Here is an 18,567-nt window from a genome sequence, read left to right on the forward strand (position 1 = left end):
TTTGGTGGTTAGACGGGTGGGCTGTACGCCGAAAAAGTCAGAACGAAGGAGGGTGATCATGATCACCCGGGAGCAGATACCCGTCGTCCTGGACCATCCCGTCTACGACGATCACGGCAACAAGATCGGCGAGGCCAACCACGTCTTCTTCGACGACATCACCGGAGAGCCCGAGTGGGTCAGCGTCAGGACCGGCCTGTTCGGAACCAAGGAGTCGTTCGTCCCGATCCACGACGCGACCGTGGCGGGGGACCACCTCGAGGTTCCCTACGCCAAGGACCAGGTGAAGGACGCCCCGAACGTCGACGTCGATGCCGGCGGTCACCTCTCGGAGAACGAGGAGCACCGCCTCTACGAGCACTACGGCATCGACTGGGACACCGCCTGGCAGCAGGCCGGCGGGCCCACCACCGAGGCGGTGAGCACCGGTGACGACGCGATGACCCGTTCCGAGGAGCGGATGCACGTCGGTGTCGAGCGACGCGCGACCGGCCGGGCCCGGCTGCGCAAGTACGTGGTCACCGAGGAAGTCCAGCAGACCGTCCCCGTGCGCCACGAGGAGGTCGTGGTCGAGCGTGAGCCGATCACCGAGGAGAACCGGGACGAGGCGCTGTCCGGCCCGGACATCGCCGAGGCGGAGCACGAGGTGACCCTGCACGAGGAACGCCCCGTCACCACCACCGAGACCGTCCCGGTCGAACGCGTCCGGCTCGGCACCGAGGAGCGCGTGGAGGAGGCGTCGGTCGAGGGCGAGGTCCGCAAGGAGCGCATCGAGACCGAGATCTCCGGCGAGACGGGCGAGACGGGCGAGACCGGCGAACGCGACCGGTGACCGGGCTCGAGGCAGCCGCGGATCGGTGACCCGCCCCGCGGCTGCCGTGCCCGTCCGCCCTCGCCATCACGGACACGGAAACGGAGAGACCCATGGCCCAGGTAGCCCAGCCCCTCACCGATGACAGCATCAAGGTCCGGCAGCTCACCCACTACCAGTTCAGCTGGGTCGCCGGAGATCCCGGCGCCCCCGGCACCTTCACCCTCCAGTTGGTGCTCGACGAGGGCGCCTGGGAAGAGGTGCTGACCCTAGACGCCGACGACGCCGACGTCCTGCAGGACCTGCTGGCGAACACCGAGACCGTGCACTATGACGTGGGCCGCCGCACCCTGATGTTCGGCGTCACGCCCACCGGCAGCTGAAGAGCACCCCACTCGGCGGCGAGCGCGCGCGTCCCCGCTACGGTGCCGCCCCGGCCGCCCCCGGCGTCGGCACCGTCAGCCCCCACGCCCCTTCCCACACCGTCCAGGTCCGTCTGCGCACCGGCCCGGACACCACCGCGTCCGCCCGGTAGCGGAAGTCCGCGCCCGACACGGTGACGGTCCGGCCCTCCGCCCGCAGCGGCGACGCCTCCGCGCCCACCGACGCCGGTCGCACCTCGACCGCCGCGGCACCGGTGCCCTCCGCCGTCACCGACACCGCCGCCACCGGCTGGTCCAGATCCACCAGCGTCAACCCGTCCACCTCCACCCGCAGCCGGGAGGGCCCGGCACCGGCCACCGGGGCTTCCCGGGCGGGGTGCGGCACCAGCGTCCGCACCAGGGACTGGCAGGTCCGCAGCCAGGGCCGTGCCCAAGCCTCCGGGCCGACCGGCTCGGCCCTCTCCGCGTCCTCCTCCTCGTGCAGCGGCGGTATCCGCAGCGCGTCCAGCACCACCCCGTCGCTGTCGTCGACCATCAGGTCCATCCGCCGCTCGACCCCGTCGAGCACCGTCCGCGCCGCCGCCACCGTCCCCGTCGGCACGCCCAGCGACCGGGCGAGGGACAGCGCGCCCCCGACCGGCACCAGCGACAGCGCGCATCCGGCCAGCTCCCGATGCCGGTGCAGCAGCGACACCGCGCGGAGCAGAGCGCGGTCGTCACCCACCACCACCGGCCGCCGCGAGCCCCGCCGGGACAGTGCCCGCGCGAACTCCTCCGGTCCCTCCGGCAGGCACAGCTTCACGGCCGCACCCCCTCCGAGCACGTCTTTCGCTATCCGTACGGACTCGCCGTCCGACCGACGGGCGACCGGGTCTATGACCACCAGCAGCTGCTCGGACGTCGCGGAACTCGCCACCTCGGCCATGCCTCGCTTCCTCGGGTAGCATCTTTGTGCAAGAGCCCCTTGCGCTATTGCGCCAGGGGCTTCGTCTATTCCGGGGCATCCGGTCCGACGGTTGGCGGCCAACGGCGGTCGCGGTGCACGCGGCGGAGACCTCCGCGTTCGCCCTTGACCATGGACATGCCCCGCCCGGAAGGGGTGTACGCGCGTGCCCGCACTTGTGCTGCTCGGTGCTCAGTGGGGTGACGAAGGCAAGGGAAAGGCCACCGATCTGCTCGGTGGTTCGGTGGACTATGTAGTGCGCTACCAGGGCGGCAACAACGCCGGCCACACGGTGGTCGTGGGTGACCAGAAGTACGCCCTCCACCTGCTCCCTTCCGGAATCCTGTCTCCCGGCTGCACGCCGGTCATCGGTAACGGCGTCGTCGTCGACCCGTCGGTCCTGCTCTCCGAGCTGAGCGGTCTGAACGAGCGTGGTGTCGACACCTCCAAGCTCCTGCTCAGCGGGAACGCGCACATCATCACGCCTTACAACGTCACGGTCGACAAGGTGACCGAACGTTTCCTCGGCAAGCGCAAGATCGGCACGACCGGCCGCGGCATCGGCCCGACCTACGCCGACAAGATCAACCGCGTGGGCATCCGCGTGCAGGACCTGTACGACGAGTCGATCCTGACGCAGAAGGTCGAGGCGGCCCTCGACGTCAAGAACCAGATCCTCACCAAGCTCTACAACCGGCGCGCCATCGCCGTGGACCAGGTGGTCGAGGAACTGCTGGCCTACGCCGACAAGCTCGCGCCGTACGTCGCCGACACCGTCCTGGTCCTCAACCAGGCGCTGGAGGACGACAAGGTCGTCCTGTTCGAGGGCGGCCAGGGCACGCTGCTCGACATCGACCACGGCACGTACCCCTTCGTCACCTCGTCCAACCCGACCGCGGGCGGCGCCTGCACCGGCGCGGGTGTCGGCCCGACGAAGATCAGCCGCGTCATCGGCATCCTCAAGGCCTACACGACCCGCGTCGGCGCCGGCCCGTTCCCGACGGAGCTCTTCGACGAGGACGGCGAGGCGCTGCGCCGCATCGGTGGCGAGCGCGGTGTCACCACCGGCCGTGACCGCCGCTGCGGCTGGTTCGACGCGGTGATCGCCCGCTACGCGACCCGCGTGAACGGCCTGACCGACTTCTTCCTCACCAAGCTCGACGTGCTCACCGGCTGGGAGCAGATCCCGGTCTGCGTGGCGTACGAGATCGACGGCAAGCGCGTCGAGGAGCTCCCGTACTCCCAGACCGACTTCCACCACGCCAAGCCGGTCTACGAGATGCTGCCCGGCTGGAGCGAGGACATCAGCAAGGCCAAGTCCTTCGCCGACCTGCCGAAGAACGCCCAGGCGTACGTGAAGGCACTGGAGGAGATGTCCGGCGCCCCGATCTCCGCGATCGGCGTGGGCCCGGGCCGGGACGAGACGATCGAGATCAACTCGTTCCTGTAGGGCAAGCGTTCGCCGGTGCTCCGGCGGTCGGCCCGCCTCGGAAAACTCTGCCGCCCGACCTGTGTGGCGCCCCGGTCCGCTCGGCGGGCCGGGGCGCTGTCGTTGAGGTGCCGGCGAAACGGGTAAGGGGTGCTCGAGGGACGGGGCGACGGAGGGGAACGGGGAAACCGGGCGTGAACCGCGACGGGGGCGGCACATCGGTACGGAACGAGATCGGCGGGGGGACGTTCAACGGCCCCGTCGTCATGGCGGGCCGTGTCGACCGGCTCGTCCTCCAGGTGGGGGCGCCGCTGCGGATCGTCGGGTGCGGCGCGCTCGCCGTGCTCGGTCTGCTCTGCCTCCTGTACACACCGGATGTGCCGACCCTGCGGCGGCTGGGCATCGGGCCCGTGCCCGCGGGAACGGCCTTGCTGGTGCTGGCGGCCGGGGTGTACGTCGGGCTCAGCTTCCGGGAGGCGGCCGTCCGGCGCCGGGAGGCCGCCTGGCTGTCGGAGCAGAACCTCGCGCGGGCCACCGACGCGCTCGCCCGGGACCTCGCCCTGCTGTACGCCCAGGATGAGCGGCTCACACAGGTCAACGACCCTCATCCGCTCGACGTGGACTGGACGGCGGTCCACGGCGGCGGCCCCGGGCCGGACCGCCGGCTCTCCATCGCCGCGTACTTCACCCGGCTCCCCACCCGCCGCCTCGTGGTGCTCGGCGGGGCGGGCGCCGGAAAGTCCATCCTGGCCCTGCGCCTCGCCGAGGAACTGGTGCGCACCCGCCCGCCCGGCTCGGCCGCTCCGGTCGCCGTCGTCGTTCCGCTGGCCTCCTGGGACCCCCGGCAGGGTCTCGTCGGCTGGGTGGCGGCGCAGATCGCGGCGGCGCACCCCCGCGCCTGTACGCCGGTGCGCGGGGCGCCCGCCACCGACGTGGCCCGCCGCCTGATCGAGACCCAGCGGGTGCTGCCGGTCCTCGACGGCTTCGACGAACTCCCCGCCGAGCTGCGGGCCGACGCCTTCGAGCAGCTCCGGGCGAGTACGGCGGGCCGCCGCCCGTTCGTGCTGACCAGTCGGGAGCCGGAATACCGGCAGCACGTGCCGGACGGCAGCGTCTTCGAGCGCACGGAGATCACACTGCGGCCGCTGAGCACCCTCGCCCTGGACCGCTACCTGAACCCGGCGGGCTCCGCCGAGGCCAAGTGGGCCCCTGTCCTGCGGCGGCTGACGAGCTCCGACGACGACTCGCCCGAGGTACGGCGGTTACGCGGGGTGCTGAGCGTGCCGCTGATGGCGGGCCTGGCCCGGGAGGCGTACGGCGCGCCCGGCACCGACCCGGAGGAACTGCTGGAACGCGGCGCGTTCAGCACCCGGCGGGACATCGAGCGGCATCTGCTGGACGCCTACCTGAGCGTCGCCTACAGCGCCTCGCACGACGTACGGGACCGGCACGGAAGCTGGGACCCGGAGCGAGCGCGGGCCTGGCTGGGGTTCCTTGCGGCGCGGATGAAGGCGGCGGGCGAGCACGAGTTCGCGTGGTGGCGGCTGGTGGAGGACGTGCCGTGGCCGCTGCGGACGGCGACGCTGACACCGGCGTTCGCCCTGTGCTGTATGGCGGTGTCCCACGGGGAGTACGGGACGCCCTGGTGGGACCGGTGGGTGGGGTTGTCGTACGTCGGCGGCTACGTGGTGCTGACGCTGGTGCTGCTCGTCTTCGTCCACGTGTTCCGGCTGGTGCGGCACGACGGGCCGCGGCAGCTGGTACGGCCCGACGGGCAGGAGGTGCGGGCGGCGCTGGGGCGGCGCGGGAACCAGGTGCTCGCCTTCCTCGGCCTGGGCGGGGCCTTCGCCGTGTGGTGGCTCGCCTTGACCCGGGGCACGACGGGACACCGGCAGTTTCTCGCGGTGGTCACCGTGGCCGTCCTGTGGAGCAGGTGCCGGTTGGTGCTGAAACCGCTGTGGCGGCCCGTGGACCCGTCCGTCGCCACGTCCCCGCGGGCCGTGCTGCGGGCGGACCGGCGCGCCGCGATCGGGTTCGGCTGGCTCGCGTACCCCAGGCGCGGCAACTGGATCCAGCCCTCCTCGGCGCTGGCCCTCTCGGCGCCGTTGCTGCTCCTCATCTGGCACGAACACGGCGGCCAGGACATCCTCCGGTTCGAGAACTGGATCTGGACCCTCTCACTCGCGTACCTCGGCTGCGTTCTGGGTTCGCTGGCCGGGTCGGCGTGGGCCGGCTTCGCCTTGGCGAGGGGGTACGTGGCCATGAAGGGCGACCTGCCCCGGCGGCTGATGGCCTTCCTCGACGACGCGCACCGGCGGGGCGTCCTGCGTCAGAGCGGGGGCGTGTACCGGTTCCGCCACGTGGAGCTGCGAAACCGCCTCGCGGCACACGCCACGGCCGAGTCGGTCCGCGCACAGCCCGTGACGCCCGTGGGGGGCGCGTTGAGAGGGCGGGGGTGGGCGTGGTGGGCGGCCGCGGTGTACGTGGTGGTCATGCTGCTCGCCGTCAGCGGTGCCGTGGTGCGGGGGCCCTGGGTGATGGCGGCCCTCCCCGGGCCGAGGACCCGCCTGCCCGCGGTGTGCGACCTGCTGGCACCCGATTTGCCGCGGATCACCGTCGACGCCAGGAAACGGGCGCCCGACCCACAGAGCTGCCAGGCCGCCGAGCAGTCACCGTTCGCGCCGGACGTGCAGGTGGGCGTGTCGTCCGTGCTGCACACCCGTAAAGACCTATGGGGCGGCCGGGATCTGGCGGGGAGCGACTTCCGCAGGCAGGCCTCCCGGTTGCAGATCGAACACGCCGGCGACCAAAATGCGCTGCCGGCCCGCGACGCCGGACTGGGTGACCAGTCGCTCCGCATGGTGTGGCGTCTCGCCAAACCCCCCACGTTCATGGAAACCGCGCCGTACTCCGCCGCGTTCGTGGTGCGCGTGGACAACGTCGTCCTCGTCATCACCTACTCCGAGGAGTTCGCGACCCGGGACAGAACCGTGGAGGTCGCGCGGATCCTCACCCGCAACGCCCTGCGCCGGGCCGGACTGTCCGACGCGGTGCCGAAGACCGGCGAGCGGTCCCTGGCGGACGTGCCCCGCACGCGCGTCCCCAAGACCGACAACCGCTTCGCGGGCTATGCGCGGAACCAGGGCCGTTCCCTGCACGGCGCGGTCTGGGAGGCCGGGGAACGCTCCTATCTCTGGTATCTCCCGTACACGTACTTCGTCTTCCGCGCCCCCAAACACCTCGACTGCGAGCAACGGGTGCGGGGCGAGAAGGACCCCTTGGGCTACACCTGCCGGAGCGTGCCCGAGTTCGAGCGTTCCGGGTGGGTGCCGAAGACGCGTGTGGAGATCAGGTCCTGGTACTGCGGGTCCTCGTGCGACAGCCGTGAGACCGGCGACTTCCTGGCCCGCGTCCCGGACCACGGCCGCACCGAGTGGCGGGAGGCCGAGAAGGACCGCACCTACTACGCGATCGACTCCACCGCCGACGGGACCCGGTACCGGATGTCGATGAAACGGACCTGGGGCTTCAGGGAACTGGAAAAGGGAAAGGACCACGCGTTCCTGCTGTGGGTCCGGGCGGAGGTGCCCGATGACCACGCGTCGCTGGCACAGAAGATCGTGAACGACGTCTACGCCCAGAGCGGGCGGTACGAGTTGAAGGACTGACCGAGGCGCGCACGGTGCCCTACGCTCGGTCCACCGGGTGCACCGCTGGAGTACGGGGGAGCGTGGTTGTGGACCAGATCGCACCGGAACTGCTCATGGCCCTCGCCAGCGGCACGGTGGGTGCCGCCGGGCAGCAGATATGGACATCGCTGCGGGGCCTGGTCGCGCGTACGCCGTCGGGCGAGGAGCCGAGCGCCGAGAACGAGTTGTCGGCGCTCGACGAGGCCGCGGACGACGAGGAGCGGGCCAGGGAACTCGCCGAGGTGCTGGTACGGCGTGCCGAACAGGATCCGGCCTTCGCGCAGGCCCTCGAGACCTGGCGCCGCCGGGCCGAGGTGTGGGACGACGCTCGGACCGGTGCGGGCGACGCGCACAACGAGATCTCCGGGGGGACGTTCCACGGCCCGGTCGTCCAGGCCCGGGACATCACCGGGCCCATGCACTTCGGCGGATAGGCACCGGGCACCCCCCCCGCACGCGCCCGACACCGCCGTCGTCAGGCTCCGGCAACCGGGACACCAGGGCGCTGGCGTCCCGGTCCCGCCCCGGGATCAGCTGAACACGATCATCGACCCCTGCGCCAGACTCCGCGTCACCGCCGCGTGCAGCCCCAGCCACACGTGCCGTTCACGGGCGAAGGGGCTGGGGTCGTACGGGGCGGGGACGGCGGGTTCCTCCAGCTCCGTCGGGGCGAGCGGCGGCTGGGGGGCGGCCGGCGGGTTGGCCGGGTCGATGCCGATGGCGGGGGCGACCACCTCCAGCTCCCGCAGCAGCGCGTGCGAGGAGCCCAGGGGGCCGCCGCCCGCGAGGAGCGCTTCGTCGGCGAGCGGACTGGGGAAGTCGACGGGGACGTAGGCGCCCGCGTGGTCGTAGTGCCAGACCAGGTGCGACTGCTGGGCCGTCGACTCGAACATCTCCAGCAACTGCTCGTAGTCGCCGCCGAGTTCGTCCACGGGCGTCACCGGCAGGCCGCACACCTGGAGCAGGTAGGCGCGGCGCAGGAAGTGCAGCGCGTCGTAGTCGAAGCCGGCGACCGGGGCCACGTCGCCGGACAGGCCCGGCATGTACTGGTACACCGGCACCGGTGGCAGCCCGGCCTCGGCGAGCACCTTGTTGTATTGCGCGAGTTCCTCGGCGAACGGGTTGTCGGGCGTGTGGCACAACACGTCGACGAGCGGTACCAGCCACAGGTCACAGGCCAAAGAAGGCTCCTCGCTCAGCTCGAGTGGTCGGGTGGCACGGTGTCAGGAAGGGTATCGGTGCTCCACGGCGGGGGCTCCCGCCGTGCATGTCCCATACCCATACGGACGGATGCGACGCGGGTCAGCCGGAGGCGAGACGCTCGATCAGGGCGATCGAGTGGGCGTTGTAGCCGGCGATGATCGACCGGGCGGTGTCGGTGTCGCGAGCACCCAGGGCGTCGACCAGTGCGGTGTGGCCTGTCCACAGCTCGCCGCGCAGTTCGGAGAGCCGGCGCAGGTGCTGCACCGCGCACACCCAGGTCTGGACGCGCAGCCGGTGCAGGAAGTCACCCAGGTAGGCGTTGCCGAAGAGGGCGGCGAGTTCGCGCCAGTAGCGCAGGTCGTAGCCGATGAGCACGGTGAGGTCACCGGCCGCGGCGGCCCGCTGGGCCTCCTCGCCGCGCCGCCGGACCCCGGCGAGGGTCGCGGCGACCAGGGGATCGTCGGTGCGTATGGAGGCGCGCTGCCCGGTGATCAGGGCGTGGAACATCCCCTCGATGACCAGGTCGCGGGCCTCGATCATGCCTCGGAAGTCCTCGACGGAGTACTCGTGGACCCTGAAGCCCCGATGTTGGACGGAGTCGAGCAGCCCCTGCGCGGAGAGGTCGACCAGCGCCTCGCGCACCGGCGTGGCGGAGACCCCGTACTGCTCGGCGATCTCCTTGACCGTGAACTCCTGCCCCGGCTGGAGCCGCCCGGCCAGCACCTCGTCACGAAGGGCGTCCGCGATCTGCTGCCGGAGGGTGCTGCGCGTCACGGCGCCGTTGCCGGTGCTGCCGGGCATGGTCAGGGCGTCTCCCTCGTCGCGTTCGGGTGGCGTGCGCGAATGTTTCGCCGTGCACGCATATGTCTACGAGCACGTCACCTTACGCGTTCGAACGCGATGCGAGGGTGTCCGCTACTGACGGGTTTACAGGTGTTTACCGCGTGTATTCGTCCGCTACGGAGAGCGCGGCGTCGAGCACCGCGAGCCCCTCCTTCAGCTCCGCCTCGCCGATGTTGCACGGCGGCACGACGTGGGTCCGGTTCATGTTCACGAACGGCCACAGACCGCCGTCCTTCGCGGCGGCGGCGAAGGCGGCCATCGGCGCGTTCGCCTCCCCGGCCGCGTTGTACGGCACCAGCGGCTCCCGCGTCTCGCGGTCGCGGACCAGCTCCACCGCCCAGAACATGCCGGTGCCGCGCACCTCGCCCACACTCGGGTGCCGCTCGGCGAGCGCCCGCAGCTCCGGCCCGACGACGTCGGCGCCCAGCCGGGCCGCGTTCTCGACGACGCCCTCCTCCGCCATGACGTTGATCGTCGCCACGGCCGCCGCGCAGGCCAGCGGGTGCCCGGAGTACGTCAGACCGCCGGGGTAGGGCCGCTCGCCGAACGTCTGCGCTATCGCGCCCGAGATCGCCACGCCGCCCAGCGGCACGTACCCGCTGTTCACGCCCTTCGCGAAGGTCAGCAGGTCGGGCGTGACGCCGAACAGGTCGGCCGCGAACCACTCGCCGGTCCGGCCGAACCCGGCCATGACCTCGTCCAAGACGAAGACGATCCCGTACTTGTCGCACAGCTCGCGCACACCCGCCAGATAGCCGGGCGGCGGGACCATGATCCCGGCCGTTCCGGGGATGGTCTCCAGGATGATCGCCGCGACGGTCGAGGGCCCCTCGAAGCGGATCGTCGTCTCCAGGTGCTCCAGCGCCCGCGCGCACTCCTGCTCCTCGCTCTCGGCGTAGAAGCGGGAGCGGTACAGGTAGGGCGCCCAGAAGTGCACGACCCCGGCCGTGCCGCTGTCGGAGGCCCAGCGGCGCGGGTCGCCGGTGATGTTCACGGCCTGCTGCGTACCACCGTGGTACGAGCGGTACGCCGAGAGCACCTTGGGGCGGCCGGTGTGCAGGCGCGCCATGCGGATGGCGTGCTCGACGGCGTCGGCGCCGCCGTTGGTGAAGAAGATCTTGTCCAGGTCGCCGGGCGTCCGCTCGGCGATCAGCCGCGCCGCCTCCGACCGGGCCTCGACGGCGAACGCCGGCGCGAAGGTCGTCATCCGCGCGGCCTGCTCCTGGATCGCGGCGACGACCCTGGGGTGCTGGTAGCCGATGTTCGTGTAGACGAGACCGCTGGAGAAGTCGAGGTAGCGCCGGCCCTCGTAGTCCCAGAAGTACGACCCCTGCGCACCGGCGACGGCGAGCGGGTCGATGAGCTCCTGGGCGGACCAGGAGTGGAACACGTGGTCGCGGTCGGCGGCCTTCACGGCGGCACCGGCTTCGGGGTTCGGCTGAGGGGTCATGCCGGGGAGCGTAGGTGCGCGGTGGCGGGCGGTGAAATCGGCGGCCTGTCTGCGGTCGGGACGTTTCCGCGACAGGTTGTCCACGGCGCACACGCCCCATTGACAGCATCCTGTCTAAATGTCAGGCTGCTGTCATAAGCCGTCAGGGGTTCGAGGATTCCAGGAGGAGCCATGAACGCCACCGCAGACCGCAAGCCCGTCCATCTCGCCGTCTACGACACACTCGCCGACTGGGAGACCGGCCACGCCACGGCCCACCTCGCCCGCGCGGGTCACCGGATCCGGACCGTCGGGCCGTCCACGGCCCCGGTCGGCAGCATCGGCGGACTGCGCATCCAGCCCGACCTCGCCCTGGACGACGTACGTCCGCAGGACAGCGCGCTGCTGATCCTCCCGGGCGCCGATCTGTGGGACACCGGCGCGGACCTCGCGCCCTTCGCCCGCAAGGCCCGGGAATTCCTCGACGCGGGCGTGCCGGTCGCCGCGATCTGCGGGGCCACCGCCGGACTCGCCCGCGAGGGCCTGCTCGACGACCGCGACCACACCAGCGCGGTCTCCTTCTACCTGGCCGCGACCGGCTACGCGGGCGGCGCGCGCTACGTCGAGGCCGACGCCGTCACCGACGGCAACCTGGTCACCGCCGGCCCCACCGAGCCCGTCGCCTTCGCCCGGGAGATCCTCCGGCTGCTCGGCGTCCACCAGGGCGAGGTGCTGGACGCCTGGTACCGGCTGTTCCACGACTCCGACGCGGCGGCCTACGGGGTGCTGGAGAAGGCCGGCGCGCTGTGAGCCGGGAGCGTCAGGACCTGTTCAGCCGCAGCGCCCTCGGGACCTTCCGGCTGAACGGCCAGTTCCTCGCCGTGGCGGAGGAGCTGGCCCGGCCCGCCGGACTCACCGCCGCCTGGTGGCAGGTGCTCGGCGCGGTCCTCACAGAGCCGCTGCCCGTGTCCGGTATCGCCCGCGCCATGGGCATCACCCGGCAGAGCGTGCAGCGCATCGCCGATCTGCTGGTGGAGCGGCGGCTCGCGGAGTACCGGCCGAACCCCGCGCACCGCCGCGCCAAGCTCCTCGCGCCGACCGGCGAGGGCCGTGCGGCGATCGCCCGGATCGGCCCCGGGCACGCGGCCTTCGCGGACCGGCTGGCCGAGGCGTTCGGGGAGGCGGAGCTCGCCGAGGCGGTGGGCGTACTGGAACGGCTGTCCAAGGTGCTCGACCAGGTGGGGCCGCCCGCCACACCCCCGCCGCCTGTTACTGAACCGTAGAGATCGCCCGGGCCGCCCCGGCCCGGACCCGCACTATTCTCCATCTGTTGCTCACATGTGGGGGGAAGGCGGCTGAGCGATGGAGAAGCTGGGGCCGGGGGATCCGCAGCGGATCGGCGCGTACCGGCTGCTGGCGCGGCTCGGTGCGGGGGGCATGGGGCACGTCTATCTGGCCCGCTCGGAGCGGGGCCGTACGGTCGCCGTGAAACTCGTCCGGGAGGAACTCGCCGCGCGGGAGGAGTTCCGGGAGCGGTTCCGGCAGGAGGTGCGGGCCGCGCGGCGGGTCGGCGGGTACTGGACGGCGCCGGTGCTGGACGCGGACACCGAGGCGGCCGTGCCGTGGGTGGCCACGGGGTACGTGGCCGGGCCGAGTCTGCAGCAGGTCGTCGGGCACGATCACGGTGCCCTGCCCGAGCGGACGGTCCGCATCCTCGCGGCCGGGCTCGCGCACGCGCTCAAGGACGTCCACGCCGCCGGCATCGTCCACCGCGACCTCAAGCCGTCCAACGTGCTGGTCACCATCGACGGCCCGCGCGTCATCGACTTCGGCATCGCGCGGGCCCTGCAGACCGTGACGGACGGCGGGCTCACCCGCACCGGGGCGCTCGTCGGATCGCCCGGTTTCATGGCCCCCGAGCAGGTGCGGGGCGACCGCATCACCCCGGCGTGCGACGTCTTCTGCCTCGGCTCGGTCCTCGCCTACGCCGCCACCGGCGCCCTGCCCTTCGGCACCGCCGGCAGCGGCGTGCACGCCCTGATGTTCCGCATCGCCCAGGAGGAGCCGGACCTGGAGGGCGTCCCCGAGGGCATCGCCGACCTGGTCCGCGCGTGCCTGCGCAAGGACCCCGCCGCACGGCCGTCCCTCGACCGCGTCCTGCGACTCACCGGCGCCGACGACACCGTCTCCGACGGCCGCGCCCTCGACCCATGGCTCCCGAGCGCCCTGGTCGCCCAACTCGGGCGGCACGCGGTGCGGTTGCTGGACGCGGAGGATCCGGAGCGGGGGGAGCGGGCGGTCGCCGCAGGGCAGTGGTCCGCCGCCCAGGGGGCTTCCGGCCCGCCCGGCGCGGCGCAGGAGCGTGGCGTGGCCGAGAACCCCGCGCCCGGCCCCACCCCCGAACACGCACCCGCCGCCGACGAGTCGTCACCGGGCCCCGTGCCGCCGGCCGCAGCGCCCTCCGTGGTTCCCGGTCTGCCCTCGCCGGGCCAGCCGGGCGCGGCCGGAACACCGTTGAACCACCTGCCCGCCTGGCCCGCGGGCCAGGGCACCGCACCTCCGCCCGGTCCGAGCGCTCCGGCCCCAGCGAGGACGCCCCCGCCCCCGCACCCGGCGTACGGCTACCCCCGGCAGCCTCAGCAGCACCCCCAGCCCGGCACCCAGGGCGCCGCCCCGCCGTACCACCCCGCCCACGGCGGCCTCGGCTCCACCCCGCCCTACGGCTCATCCCCCTACGGCTCACCCCCGTACGGCACGACCCCGCCGTACGGCCCGCCTCAGGAACCGCCGCGCAGGGACGGCCGTTCCACCGCGCTGCTGGTGGCGATCGCTCTGGTCGTCGCGCTGGCCGCCGGCGGTTCGGTGTACGGGCTGATGCAGGGCGGCCACGGCGACCGGGCCGGCGACGACCCCACCCCCTCGCGGAGCACCAGCGCGCCCCCGGCCGCCGGTCCGTCCCCGGCACCATCACCGGAGGGCGACCCGGTCTCCCCGGCCGGCGGCGAGATCCCGGCGGCGTACCTCGGCACCTGGACCACGACCATCGACAGCGCCGACGGACGGCACACCCGACGGCTCACCATCCGGCAGGGCGGGACCGGCGACCCGGTTCTCTCCCTGGTGGCGGACGGCCCCACGGACGGGGGAGGCACCTACCACTGCGTCTTCGAGGGCGACCTGACCGACGCCGCAGGAGGCGACGGCCCGCTGAAGATCGGCCCGTCCACCGTGACCGTCGGGCAGCCCCGCACCGCCTGCACCCCGGGCGCGGCCACCGAGGTCACTCTCCTCCCGGACGGCACGCTGCAGAGAGTGAACACCAGCGGCGGGGAGCGGCTGACCTACACGAGACAGTGACCGACGCGCCGATGACGCCGATGACCAGCGGTGGTTGAACTTCGGGCGAATTCAGGCCGACGAATCACCGATACCCCTCCGCACGCCCGTACGGTGACCGCACGATCGATTTCGTCCGGGCGGCGGGGGCACCGACGATGGAATGGTTGAGCGCGGAGAACGTCGTGGCCGTCGCGACGGCCGCTCTCGGCATCATCGCCTCGGGCGTCATGGTCTGGTACGAGCGCCGGGTACCGCGCCGCAAACGTATCGGCTACCGCGTGCAGATGGACAACCCCATCGGCGACGACGTCCGCTCGGGCCGCGCCAACCGCCGCCTCGGCCTGTTCGACGAGGGCATGGCCGACGCGACCCTGGTCCTGCTGCGCATCGAGAACGACGGCTCGCAGGGCATCGACCGCGATGACTACACCGGGCCCGAAGTCCACGGCCTGACCGCGGTGTTCGCCGGCCGGACCGTACGCGGCGTGTCGGTCACGCAGCCGTCGGACACCGACCACCTCATGGACCACTTCACCGCGGAACGCGGCTTCGCATACGACGGCAACACCCTGCGCATCCCGCGCGTCCCGCTCAACCGCGGCGACCACTTCAAGCTGCTCGTACTGCTGTCCGGCGGCGACGTCGGCGACGAGATAAGGCTGGTCGGCGGAGTGCGCGACGGCGAGGTGCACCCCAACCGCAGTGCCACGCCGGACGACAAGACGCCGCTGTTCAGCCGGGCGGCGCGGCTGATCACCATCGCGCTCACCGCGAGCGTGGTCACTCTCGCCGCGATCGTCGTCGCCCAGGACGACACCCCGCCCCCGATCGGCTGCGCGAGCGGCACGCTCACCCTCACCGGCTCGACCGCCTTCGCGCCCGTTCTTCGCGAGGTGGCCCGGAAGTACGAGCGGGACTGCGGCGGCGACCCGGCCATCGAGGTGGACACGCACGGGTCGACGGCCGGGCTGAGGGAGCTCGCGTCCGCCGGCGCCCGGGCGTCACGGGACGGACAGGGCTCACCGCCGGTGCTGGCCCTGTCGGACGGCCCCAAGCCCGCCGGCCTGCCCCAACTCCGCGAGAACCGGGTGGCGGTGTCGGTCTTCACGCTCGTGGTCAACGACGACGTACGCCTGCGGAACCTGTCCACGGACGACGTACGGCGCCTCTACCGGGGCGAGATCCGCAACTGGCGGCAACTCGGCGGTCCGAACCTGCCCGTGCACCTGGTCAGCCGGGACGCCAACTCCGGGACCAGACAGGTGTTCCAGCGCCGGTTGCTGGGGCGGGGCGAGATCGCCAACTCATCGACCGACTGCGTCCACAAGGACGACCCGACGGCGGCCGTCATCCGCTGCGAGCTCGACTCGACGCAGCAGGTGCTGACCACGGTCGCCGGTCTCCCGGGTGCCATCGGTTACAGCGAACTCAACCTGGCCGCCCGCGCGAAGGGCCTGCACGCGCTGCGCCTGGACGGCGACCCCGCCTCTGTCGACGCCATCGAACACGGCACGAGCGACTATCCGTACCGCGAGATCGAGTACGCCTACACCTACGGCCGGCCTCCGGCCGACTCACTGGCGTCGAGCTTCCTCACGTACCTCTCCCGCGGCAACGGCCAGGACGTCATCCGCACGCACGGCCATGTCCCGTGCTGGACCCCGGAGGGTCTGACGCTCTGCGCGCAGGACGACGCGGACTGACCCCGCGTCACCTGGGCTCCGGCGGCCGCTGCCGGGGCATGTTCGGCCTCGCACCCCCCGGCGGCACGGAGAACCGCCCGTTCACAGCCCCGGCCTCGGCCCCTCGCGCACTCCCCGAGAACACCACCGTCTGCGTCCCCGCGGGCACGGCCCCACCGCGGAACTGGCCGGCCCATTCCGCGGTCTCCCCCCGCACCAGCTCACTCAGGTCCTCGGAGAACCGCCGCAGCACACCGAGACACCGCTCGGCCGCCTCGGCGGCCGTCCCCTCCGTCGGACCCAGAACCTCCCGCACGCTCTCCGCCGCCCAGTCGAACTGGAAGGCCTGCAGCCGCCGCTGCACGGCCTGCGCGGTGGCCATGTCCCGCATCCACCCCGACGTCACCCCGAAGTACCGGTCGACGGCCACACACGCGACCCCCAGCAGCAGCGCCAGACATCCCCAGGGCGCGAGGCCGCCCGCGACCCCGGTCAGATCCAGCAGGGGCAGCGCCACCCCCGTCACCGCCCCCACCGCGGCCCCGCAGCGCAGTGCCCGCGCGCACCGCCGCTTCCACACCCGGTCCACGAGATACCAGGCCGCCGTCCTGAGGGCCCCGTTCTCCACCCACCGGTACAACTCGTCCAGCCGCACCGCCGGCTCGCCCCAGTCCCCGAGCGGAAAGGCCCGCCCGGCCAGATCGCCCGGCCGCAGCCCGGCCGCCCGCTCGCCCCGTTCGTCCTGAGGCGGCCCCTCGGGCTGCATCTCCGGCTGACCCACCCGGCACTCCCAACTGACCACGCTGCGTGACAAACGACACACATGACGTACAGGACGCGTCCCGTGTCCTGCGCGCCGGACCCTTCCTACCCCCCGGCGAGTGGCGAAGATGTAGCTTTCGCCGCTTTTCCGCCCGGAAGTATCTCTTGATCAGATGCCGGGTGCGAGCGGAACTCACTCGAAAGAGTGCCGGGGCATGGGCAGGCGCGAGCACGTAGGCTCGTGCCGAACGGGAAAACCCGTACCGAGCAAGGAGCTGATCGTGATCCCCGGTGGTGGCCAGCCCAACATGCAAGAGCTGCTCCAGCAGGCCCAGAAGATGCAACAGGACCTGGCGCGGGCGCAGGAGGAACTGGCGCAGACGGAGGTCGACGGACAGGCGGGCGGCGGCCTGGTGACCGCGACCGTCACCGGCGCCGGCGAACTGCGCTCCCTGAAGATCGACCCGAAGGCGGTGGACCCGGAGGACACCGAGACCCTCGCCGATCTGGTCGTGGCGGCCGTCCAGGCGGCCAACGAGAACGCGCAGGCGCTCCAGCAGCAGAAGCTGGGCCCGCTCGCCCAGGGCCTGGGCGGGGGCGGCATCCCGGGACTGCCGTTCTGATACGCGTACCGCCTTCCTCCGGGAGGCGGCGGACAACTACCGTACGTACGGGGAGGCCGTACGCAGCGAACGACCTCGAGAAACCGGGAAGGGCAGTCCGTTGTACGAAGGCGTGGTCCAGGACCTGATCGACGAGCTGGGGCGGCTGCCCGGCGTCGGTCCGAAGAGCGCGCAGCGGATCGCCTTCCACATCCTGCAGGCCGAACCCACGGACGTGCGACGGCTCGCCCAGGCCCTCATGGAGGTCAAGGCGAAGGTCCGCTTCTGCGCGACGTGCGGCAACGTGGCGCAGGAGGAGCTGTGCAACATCTGCCGCGACACCCGCCGCGACCCCGCCGTCATCTGCGTGGTGGAGGAGCCGAAGGACGTCGTGGCGATCGAGCGCACCCGTGAATTCCGGGGCCGGTACCACGTGCTGGGCGGCGCGATCAGCCCGATCGACGGGGTGGGCCCGGACGACCTGCGGATCAGGGAACTCCTGGCCCGCCTGGCCGACGGCACGGTCACGGAACTCATTCTGGCCACGGACCCGAATCTCGAGGGCGAGGCGACAGCCACGTACCTCGCCCGCATGATCAAGCCCATGGGCCTGAAGGTCACCCGCCTGGCCAGCGGCCTCCCGGTGGGTGGGGACCTGGAATACGCGGACGAGGTCACGCTCGGCCGCGCCTTCGAGGGGAGACGACTCCTAGATGTCTGACGCCACGCTGCACGCGACCGACCAGAACCCGGACGACTTCGCGGTTCAGATCGCGGACCAGGTCGAGAGTTTCCTGGTCGCGGTCACGGAGGTCGCGAAGGGCGACGAGCCGGAATCGGCGGTTCCCTTCCTCCTCCTGGAGGTCTCCCAACTCCTCCTGGCCGGAGGCCGGCTGGGCGCACACGAGGACATCGTGCCGGATGAGCGCTACGAGCCCGACTCGGGCCCCGAGCCGGACGTCGACGAACTCCGCGAGAACCTGGCCCGCCTGCTCGACCCGATCGACGTCTACTCGGAGGTCTTCGACCCCTACGAGCCCCGCAAGGCCCCCGTCCCGGCCCGTATCTCCGACGACCTCACGGACGTCATCACGGACCTGCGCCACGGCATGTCCCACTACCGCGCCGGCCGTACCACGGAGGCGCTGTGGTGGTGGCAGTTCTCCTACTTCTCCAACTGGGGCTCCACCGCCTCCGCGACCCTCCGCGCTCTCCAGTCGGTCCTCGCCCACGTCCGCCTCAACCAGCCCCTGGCCGAACTCGACGGCCTGGACACGGACCAGGGCATGGGCGACGACACTCTCGAGTTCGAGGCGGGCAAGGTGATGGCCCAGGAGATCGCCGGCCCGCTGGGGATCCGCCCGGCCACGTAGTCGCCTGCGGCAGTCGGAGCGTTCGGGACGCGATCGGCCGGCGGATCGCGGCCGGGCGGGTCCCGGACGCTCCACTTCG

17 protein-coding genes are annotated in these 18,567 nt (G+C 72.1%); 12 read left to right on the forward strand and 5 right to left on the reverse strand.

The window, feature by feature from the left end; all coding sequences use genetic code 11:
- Nucleotides 1–58: 58 nt before the first annotated feature.
- Together IE212_RS14420 and IE212_RS14425 are read left to right on the forward strand one after the other, a co-directional pair.
- The gene (locus IE212_RS14420) at nucleotides 59–832 is read left to right on the forward strand and encodes a DUF2382 domain-containing protein (RefSeq protein ID WP_190198204.1); all 774 of its coding nucleotides are present in this window, start codon (nucleotides 59–61) and stop codon (nucleotides 830–832) included.
- A gap of 92 nt (nucleotides 833–924) precedes the next feature.
- Entirely contained in the window at nucleotides 925–1,194 is a 270-nt protein-coding gene (locus tag IE212_RS14425; protein WP_190198205.1) for a hypothetical protein, read from the forward strand.
- A 37-nt stretch (nucleotides 1,195–1,231) separates the two neighbouring features.
- On the opposite strand, the gene IE212_RS14430 is transcribed toward IE212_RS14425, so the two are convergent.
- Nucleotides 1,232–2,119, reverse strand: a complete 888-nt coding sequence (locus tag IE212_RS14430) for a diacylglycerol kinase family protein (protein WP_190198206.1) — start codon at nucleotides 2,117–2,119, stop codon at nucleotides 1,232–1,234.
- Between the two features lie 184 nt (nucleotides 2,120–2,303).
- On the opposite strand from IE212_RS14430, the gene IE212_RS14435 reads away from it, so the two are divergent.
- The 3 genes from IE212_RS14435 (at nucleotide 2,304) to IE212_RS14445 (ending at nucleotide 7,689) form a co-directional block, all read left to right on the forward strand.
- Nucleotides 2,304–3,587 carry an adenylosuccinate synthase gene (locus IE212_RS14435; protein WP_190198207.1) on the forward strand — a complete coding sequence of 428 codons (1,284 nt, stop codon included), beginning with the start codon at nucleotides 2,304–2,306 and terminating at the stop codon, nucleotides 3,585–3,587.
- A 173-nt stretch (nucleotides 3,588–3,760) separates the two neighbouring features.
- Nucleotides 3,761–7,234: an NACHT domain-containing protein gene (locus IE212_RS14440; RefSeq protein WP_190198208.1), complete on the forward strand. Its 3,474-nt coding sequence runs from the start codon at nucleotides 3,761–3,763 to the stop codon at nucleotides 7,232–7,234.
- A gap of 68 nt (nucleotides 7,235–7,302) precedes the next feature.
- On the forward strand, nucleotides 7,303–7,689 hold the full coding sequence (locus tag IE212_RS14445; RefSeq protein WP_190198209.1) for a hypothetical protein: 387 nt from the start codon (nucleotides 7,303–7,305) through the stop codon (nucleotides 7,687–7,689).
- A 96-nt stretch (nucleotides 7,690–7,785) separates the two neighbouring features.
- On the opposite strand, the gene IE212_RS14450 is transcribed toward IE212_RS14445, so the two are convergent.
- The 3 genes from IE212_RS14450 to IE212_RS14460 all read right to left on the reverse strand — a co-directional run bounded on the left by IE212_RS14450 (nucleotide 7,786) and on the right by IE212_RS14460 (nucleotide 10,751).
- The gene (locus IE212_RS14450) at nucleotides 7,786–8,436 is read right to left on the reverse strand and encodes a putative DNA-mimic protein (RefSeq protein WP_190198210.1); all 651 of its coding nucleotides are present in this window, start codon (nucleotides 8,434–8,436) and stop codon (nucleotides 7,786–7,788) included.
- Between the two features lie 121 nt (nucleotides 8,437–8,557).
- The gene (locus IE212_RS14455; RefSeq protein WP_190198211.1) at nucleotides 8,558–9,259 is read right to left on the reverse strand and encodes a GntR family transcriptional regulator; all 702 of its coding nucleotides are present in this window, start codon (nucleotides 9,257–9,259) and stop codon (nucleotides 8,558–8,560) included.
- 136 nt (nucleotides 9,260–9,395) lie between these two features.
- Entirely contained in the window at nucleotides 9,396–10,751 is a 1,356-nt protein-coding gene (locus tag IE212_RS14460) for an aspartate aminotransferase family protein (RefSeq protein WP_190198212.1), read from the reverse strand.
- Nucleotides 10,752–10,922: 171 nt separating this feature from the next.
- Here IE212_RS14460 and IE212_RS14465 point away from each other — a divergent pair, with 171 nt between their 5' ends.
- The 4 genes from IE212_RS14465 (at nucleotide 10,923) to IE212_RS14480 (ending at nucleotide 15,772) form a co-directional block, all read left to right on the forward strand.
- The gene (locus IE212_RS14465; RefSeq protein ID WP_190198213.1) at nucleotides 10,923–11,540 is read left to right on the forward strand and encodes a type 1 glutamine amidotransferase family protein; all 618 of its coding nucleotides are present in this window, start codon (nucleotides 10,923–10,925) and stop codon (nucleotides 11,538–11,540) included.
- Nucleotides 11,537–12,013, forward strand: a complete 477-nt coding sequence (locus IE212_RS14470; RefSeq protein WP_190198214.1) for a MarR family winged helix-turn-helix transcriptional regulator — start codon at nucleotides 11,537–11,539, stop codon at nucleotides 12,011–12,013. Before IE212_RS14465 ends, IE212_RS14470 begins: the two co-directional genes overlap by 4 nt.
- Before the next feature lie 79 nt (nucleotides 12,014–12,092).
- Nucleotides 12,093–14,087, forward strand: coding sequence for a serine/threonine-protein kinase (locus IE212_RS14475; protein WP_190198215.1), 1,995 nt, complete (start codon nucleotides 12,093–12,095; stop codon nucleotides 14,085–14,087).
- A gap of 137 nt (nucleotides 14,088–14,224) precedes the next feature.
- Nucleotides 14,225–15,772 carry a substrate-binding domain-containing protein gene (locus IE212_RS14480; RefSeq protein ID WP_190198216.1) on the forward strand — a complete coding sequence of 516 codons (1,548 nt, stop codon included), beginning with the start codon at nucleotides 14,225–14,227 and terminating at the stop codon, nucleotides 15,770–15,772.
- Nucleotides 15,773–15,779: 7 nt separating this feature from the next.
- On the opposite strand, the gene IE212_RS14485 is transcribed toward IE212_RS14480, so the two are convergent.
- The gene (locus IE212_RS14485) at nucleotides 15,780–16,532 is read right to left on the reverse strand and encodes an SLATT domain-containing protein (RefSeq protein ID WP_190198217.1); all 753 of its coding nucleotides are present in this window, start codon (nucleotides 16,530–16,532) and stop codon (nucleotides 15,780–15,782) included.
- Between the two features lie 262 nt (nucleotides 16,533–16,794).
- Between IE212_RS14485 and IE212_RS14490 the strand changes: the two genes are divergently transcribed.
- The 3 genes from IE212_RS14490 to IE212_RS14500 all read left to right on the forward strand — a co-directional run bounded on the left by IE212_RS14490 (nucleotide 16,795) and on the right by IE212_RS14500 (nucleotide 18,488).
- On the forward strand, nucleotides 16,795–17,136 hold the full coding sequence (locus IE212_RS14490) for a YbaB/EbfC family nucleoid-associated protein (protein WP_190198218.1): 342 nt from the start codon (nucleotides 16,795–16,797) through the stop codon (nucleotides 17,134–17,136).
- A 100-nt stretch (nucleotides 17,137–17,236) separates the two neighbouring features.
- Nucleotides 17,237–17,836 carry a recombination mediator RecR gene (gene recR, locus IE212_RS14495; protein ID WP_003991835.1) on the forward strand — a complete coding sequence of 200 codons (600 nt, stop codon included), beginning with the start codon at nucleotides 17,237–17,239 and terminating at the stop codon, nucleotides 17,834–17,836.
- Nucleotides 17,829–18,488 carry a DUF5063 domain-containing protein gene (locus IE212_RS14500; RefSeq protein WP_190198219.1) on the forward strand — a complete coding sequence of 220 codons (660 nt, stop codon included), beginning with the start codon at nucleotides 17,829–17,831 and terminating at the stop codon, nucleotides 18,486–18,488. The genes recR and IE212_RS14500 overlap by 8 nt, the downstream gene beginning before the upstream one ends.
- The last annotated feature ends 79 nt before the right edge of the window (nucleotides 18,489–18,567 follow it).

Source organism: Streptomyces djakartensis (genome assembly GCF_014651075.1).
GTDB classification, from domain to species: Bacteria; Actinomycetota; Actinomycetes; order Streptomycetales; family Streptomycetaceae; genus Streptomyces; species Streptomyces djakartensis.

Coding starts and splice junctions, on each gene's coding strand:
- IE212_RS14420 (WP_190198204.1), top strand. CDS start 59: ATGATCACCCGGGAGCAGATACCCGTCGTCCTGGACCATCCCGTCTAC.
- IE212_RS14425 (WP_190198205.1), top strand. CDS start 925: ATGGCCCAGGTAGCCCAGCCCCTCACCGATGACAGCATCAAGGTCCGG.
- IE212_RS14430 (WP_190198206.1), bottom strand. CDS start 2,119: ATGGCCGAGGTGGCGAGTTCCGCGACGTCCGAGCAGCTGCTGGTGGTC.
- IE212_RS14455 (WP_190198211.1), bottom strand. CDS start 9,259: ATGCCCGGCAGCACCGGCAACGGCGCCGTGACGCGCAGCACCCTCCGG.
- IE212_RS14460 (WP_190198212.1), bottom strand. CDS start 10,751: ATGACCCCTCAGCCGAACCCCGAAGCCGGTGCCGCCGTGAAGGCCGCC.
- IE212_RS14465 (WP_190198213.1), top strand. CDS start 10,923: ATGAACGCCACCGCAGACCGCAAGCCCGTCCATCTCGCCGTCTACGAC.
- IE212_RS14475 (WP_190198215.1), top strand. CDS start 12,093: ATGGAGAAGCTGGGGCCGGGGGATCCGCAGCGGATCGGCGCGTACCGG.
- IE212_RS14480 (WP_190198216.1), top strand. CDS start 14,225: ATGGAATGGTTGAGCGCGGAGAACGTCGTGGCCGTCGCGACGGCCGCT.
- IE212_RS14500 (WP_190198219.1), top strand. CDS start 17,829: ATGTCTGACGCCACGCTGCACGCGACCGACCAGAACCCGGACGACTTC.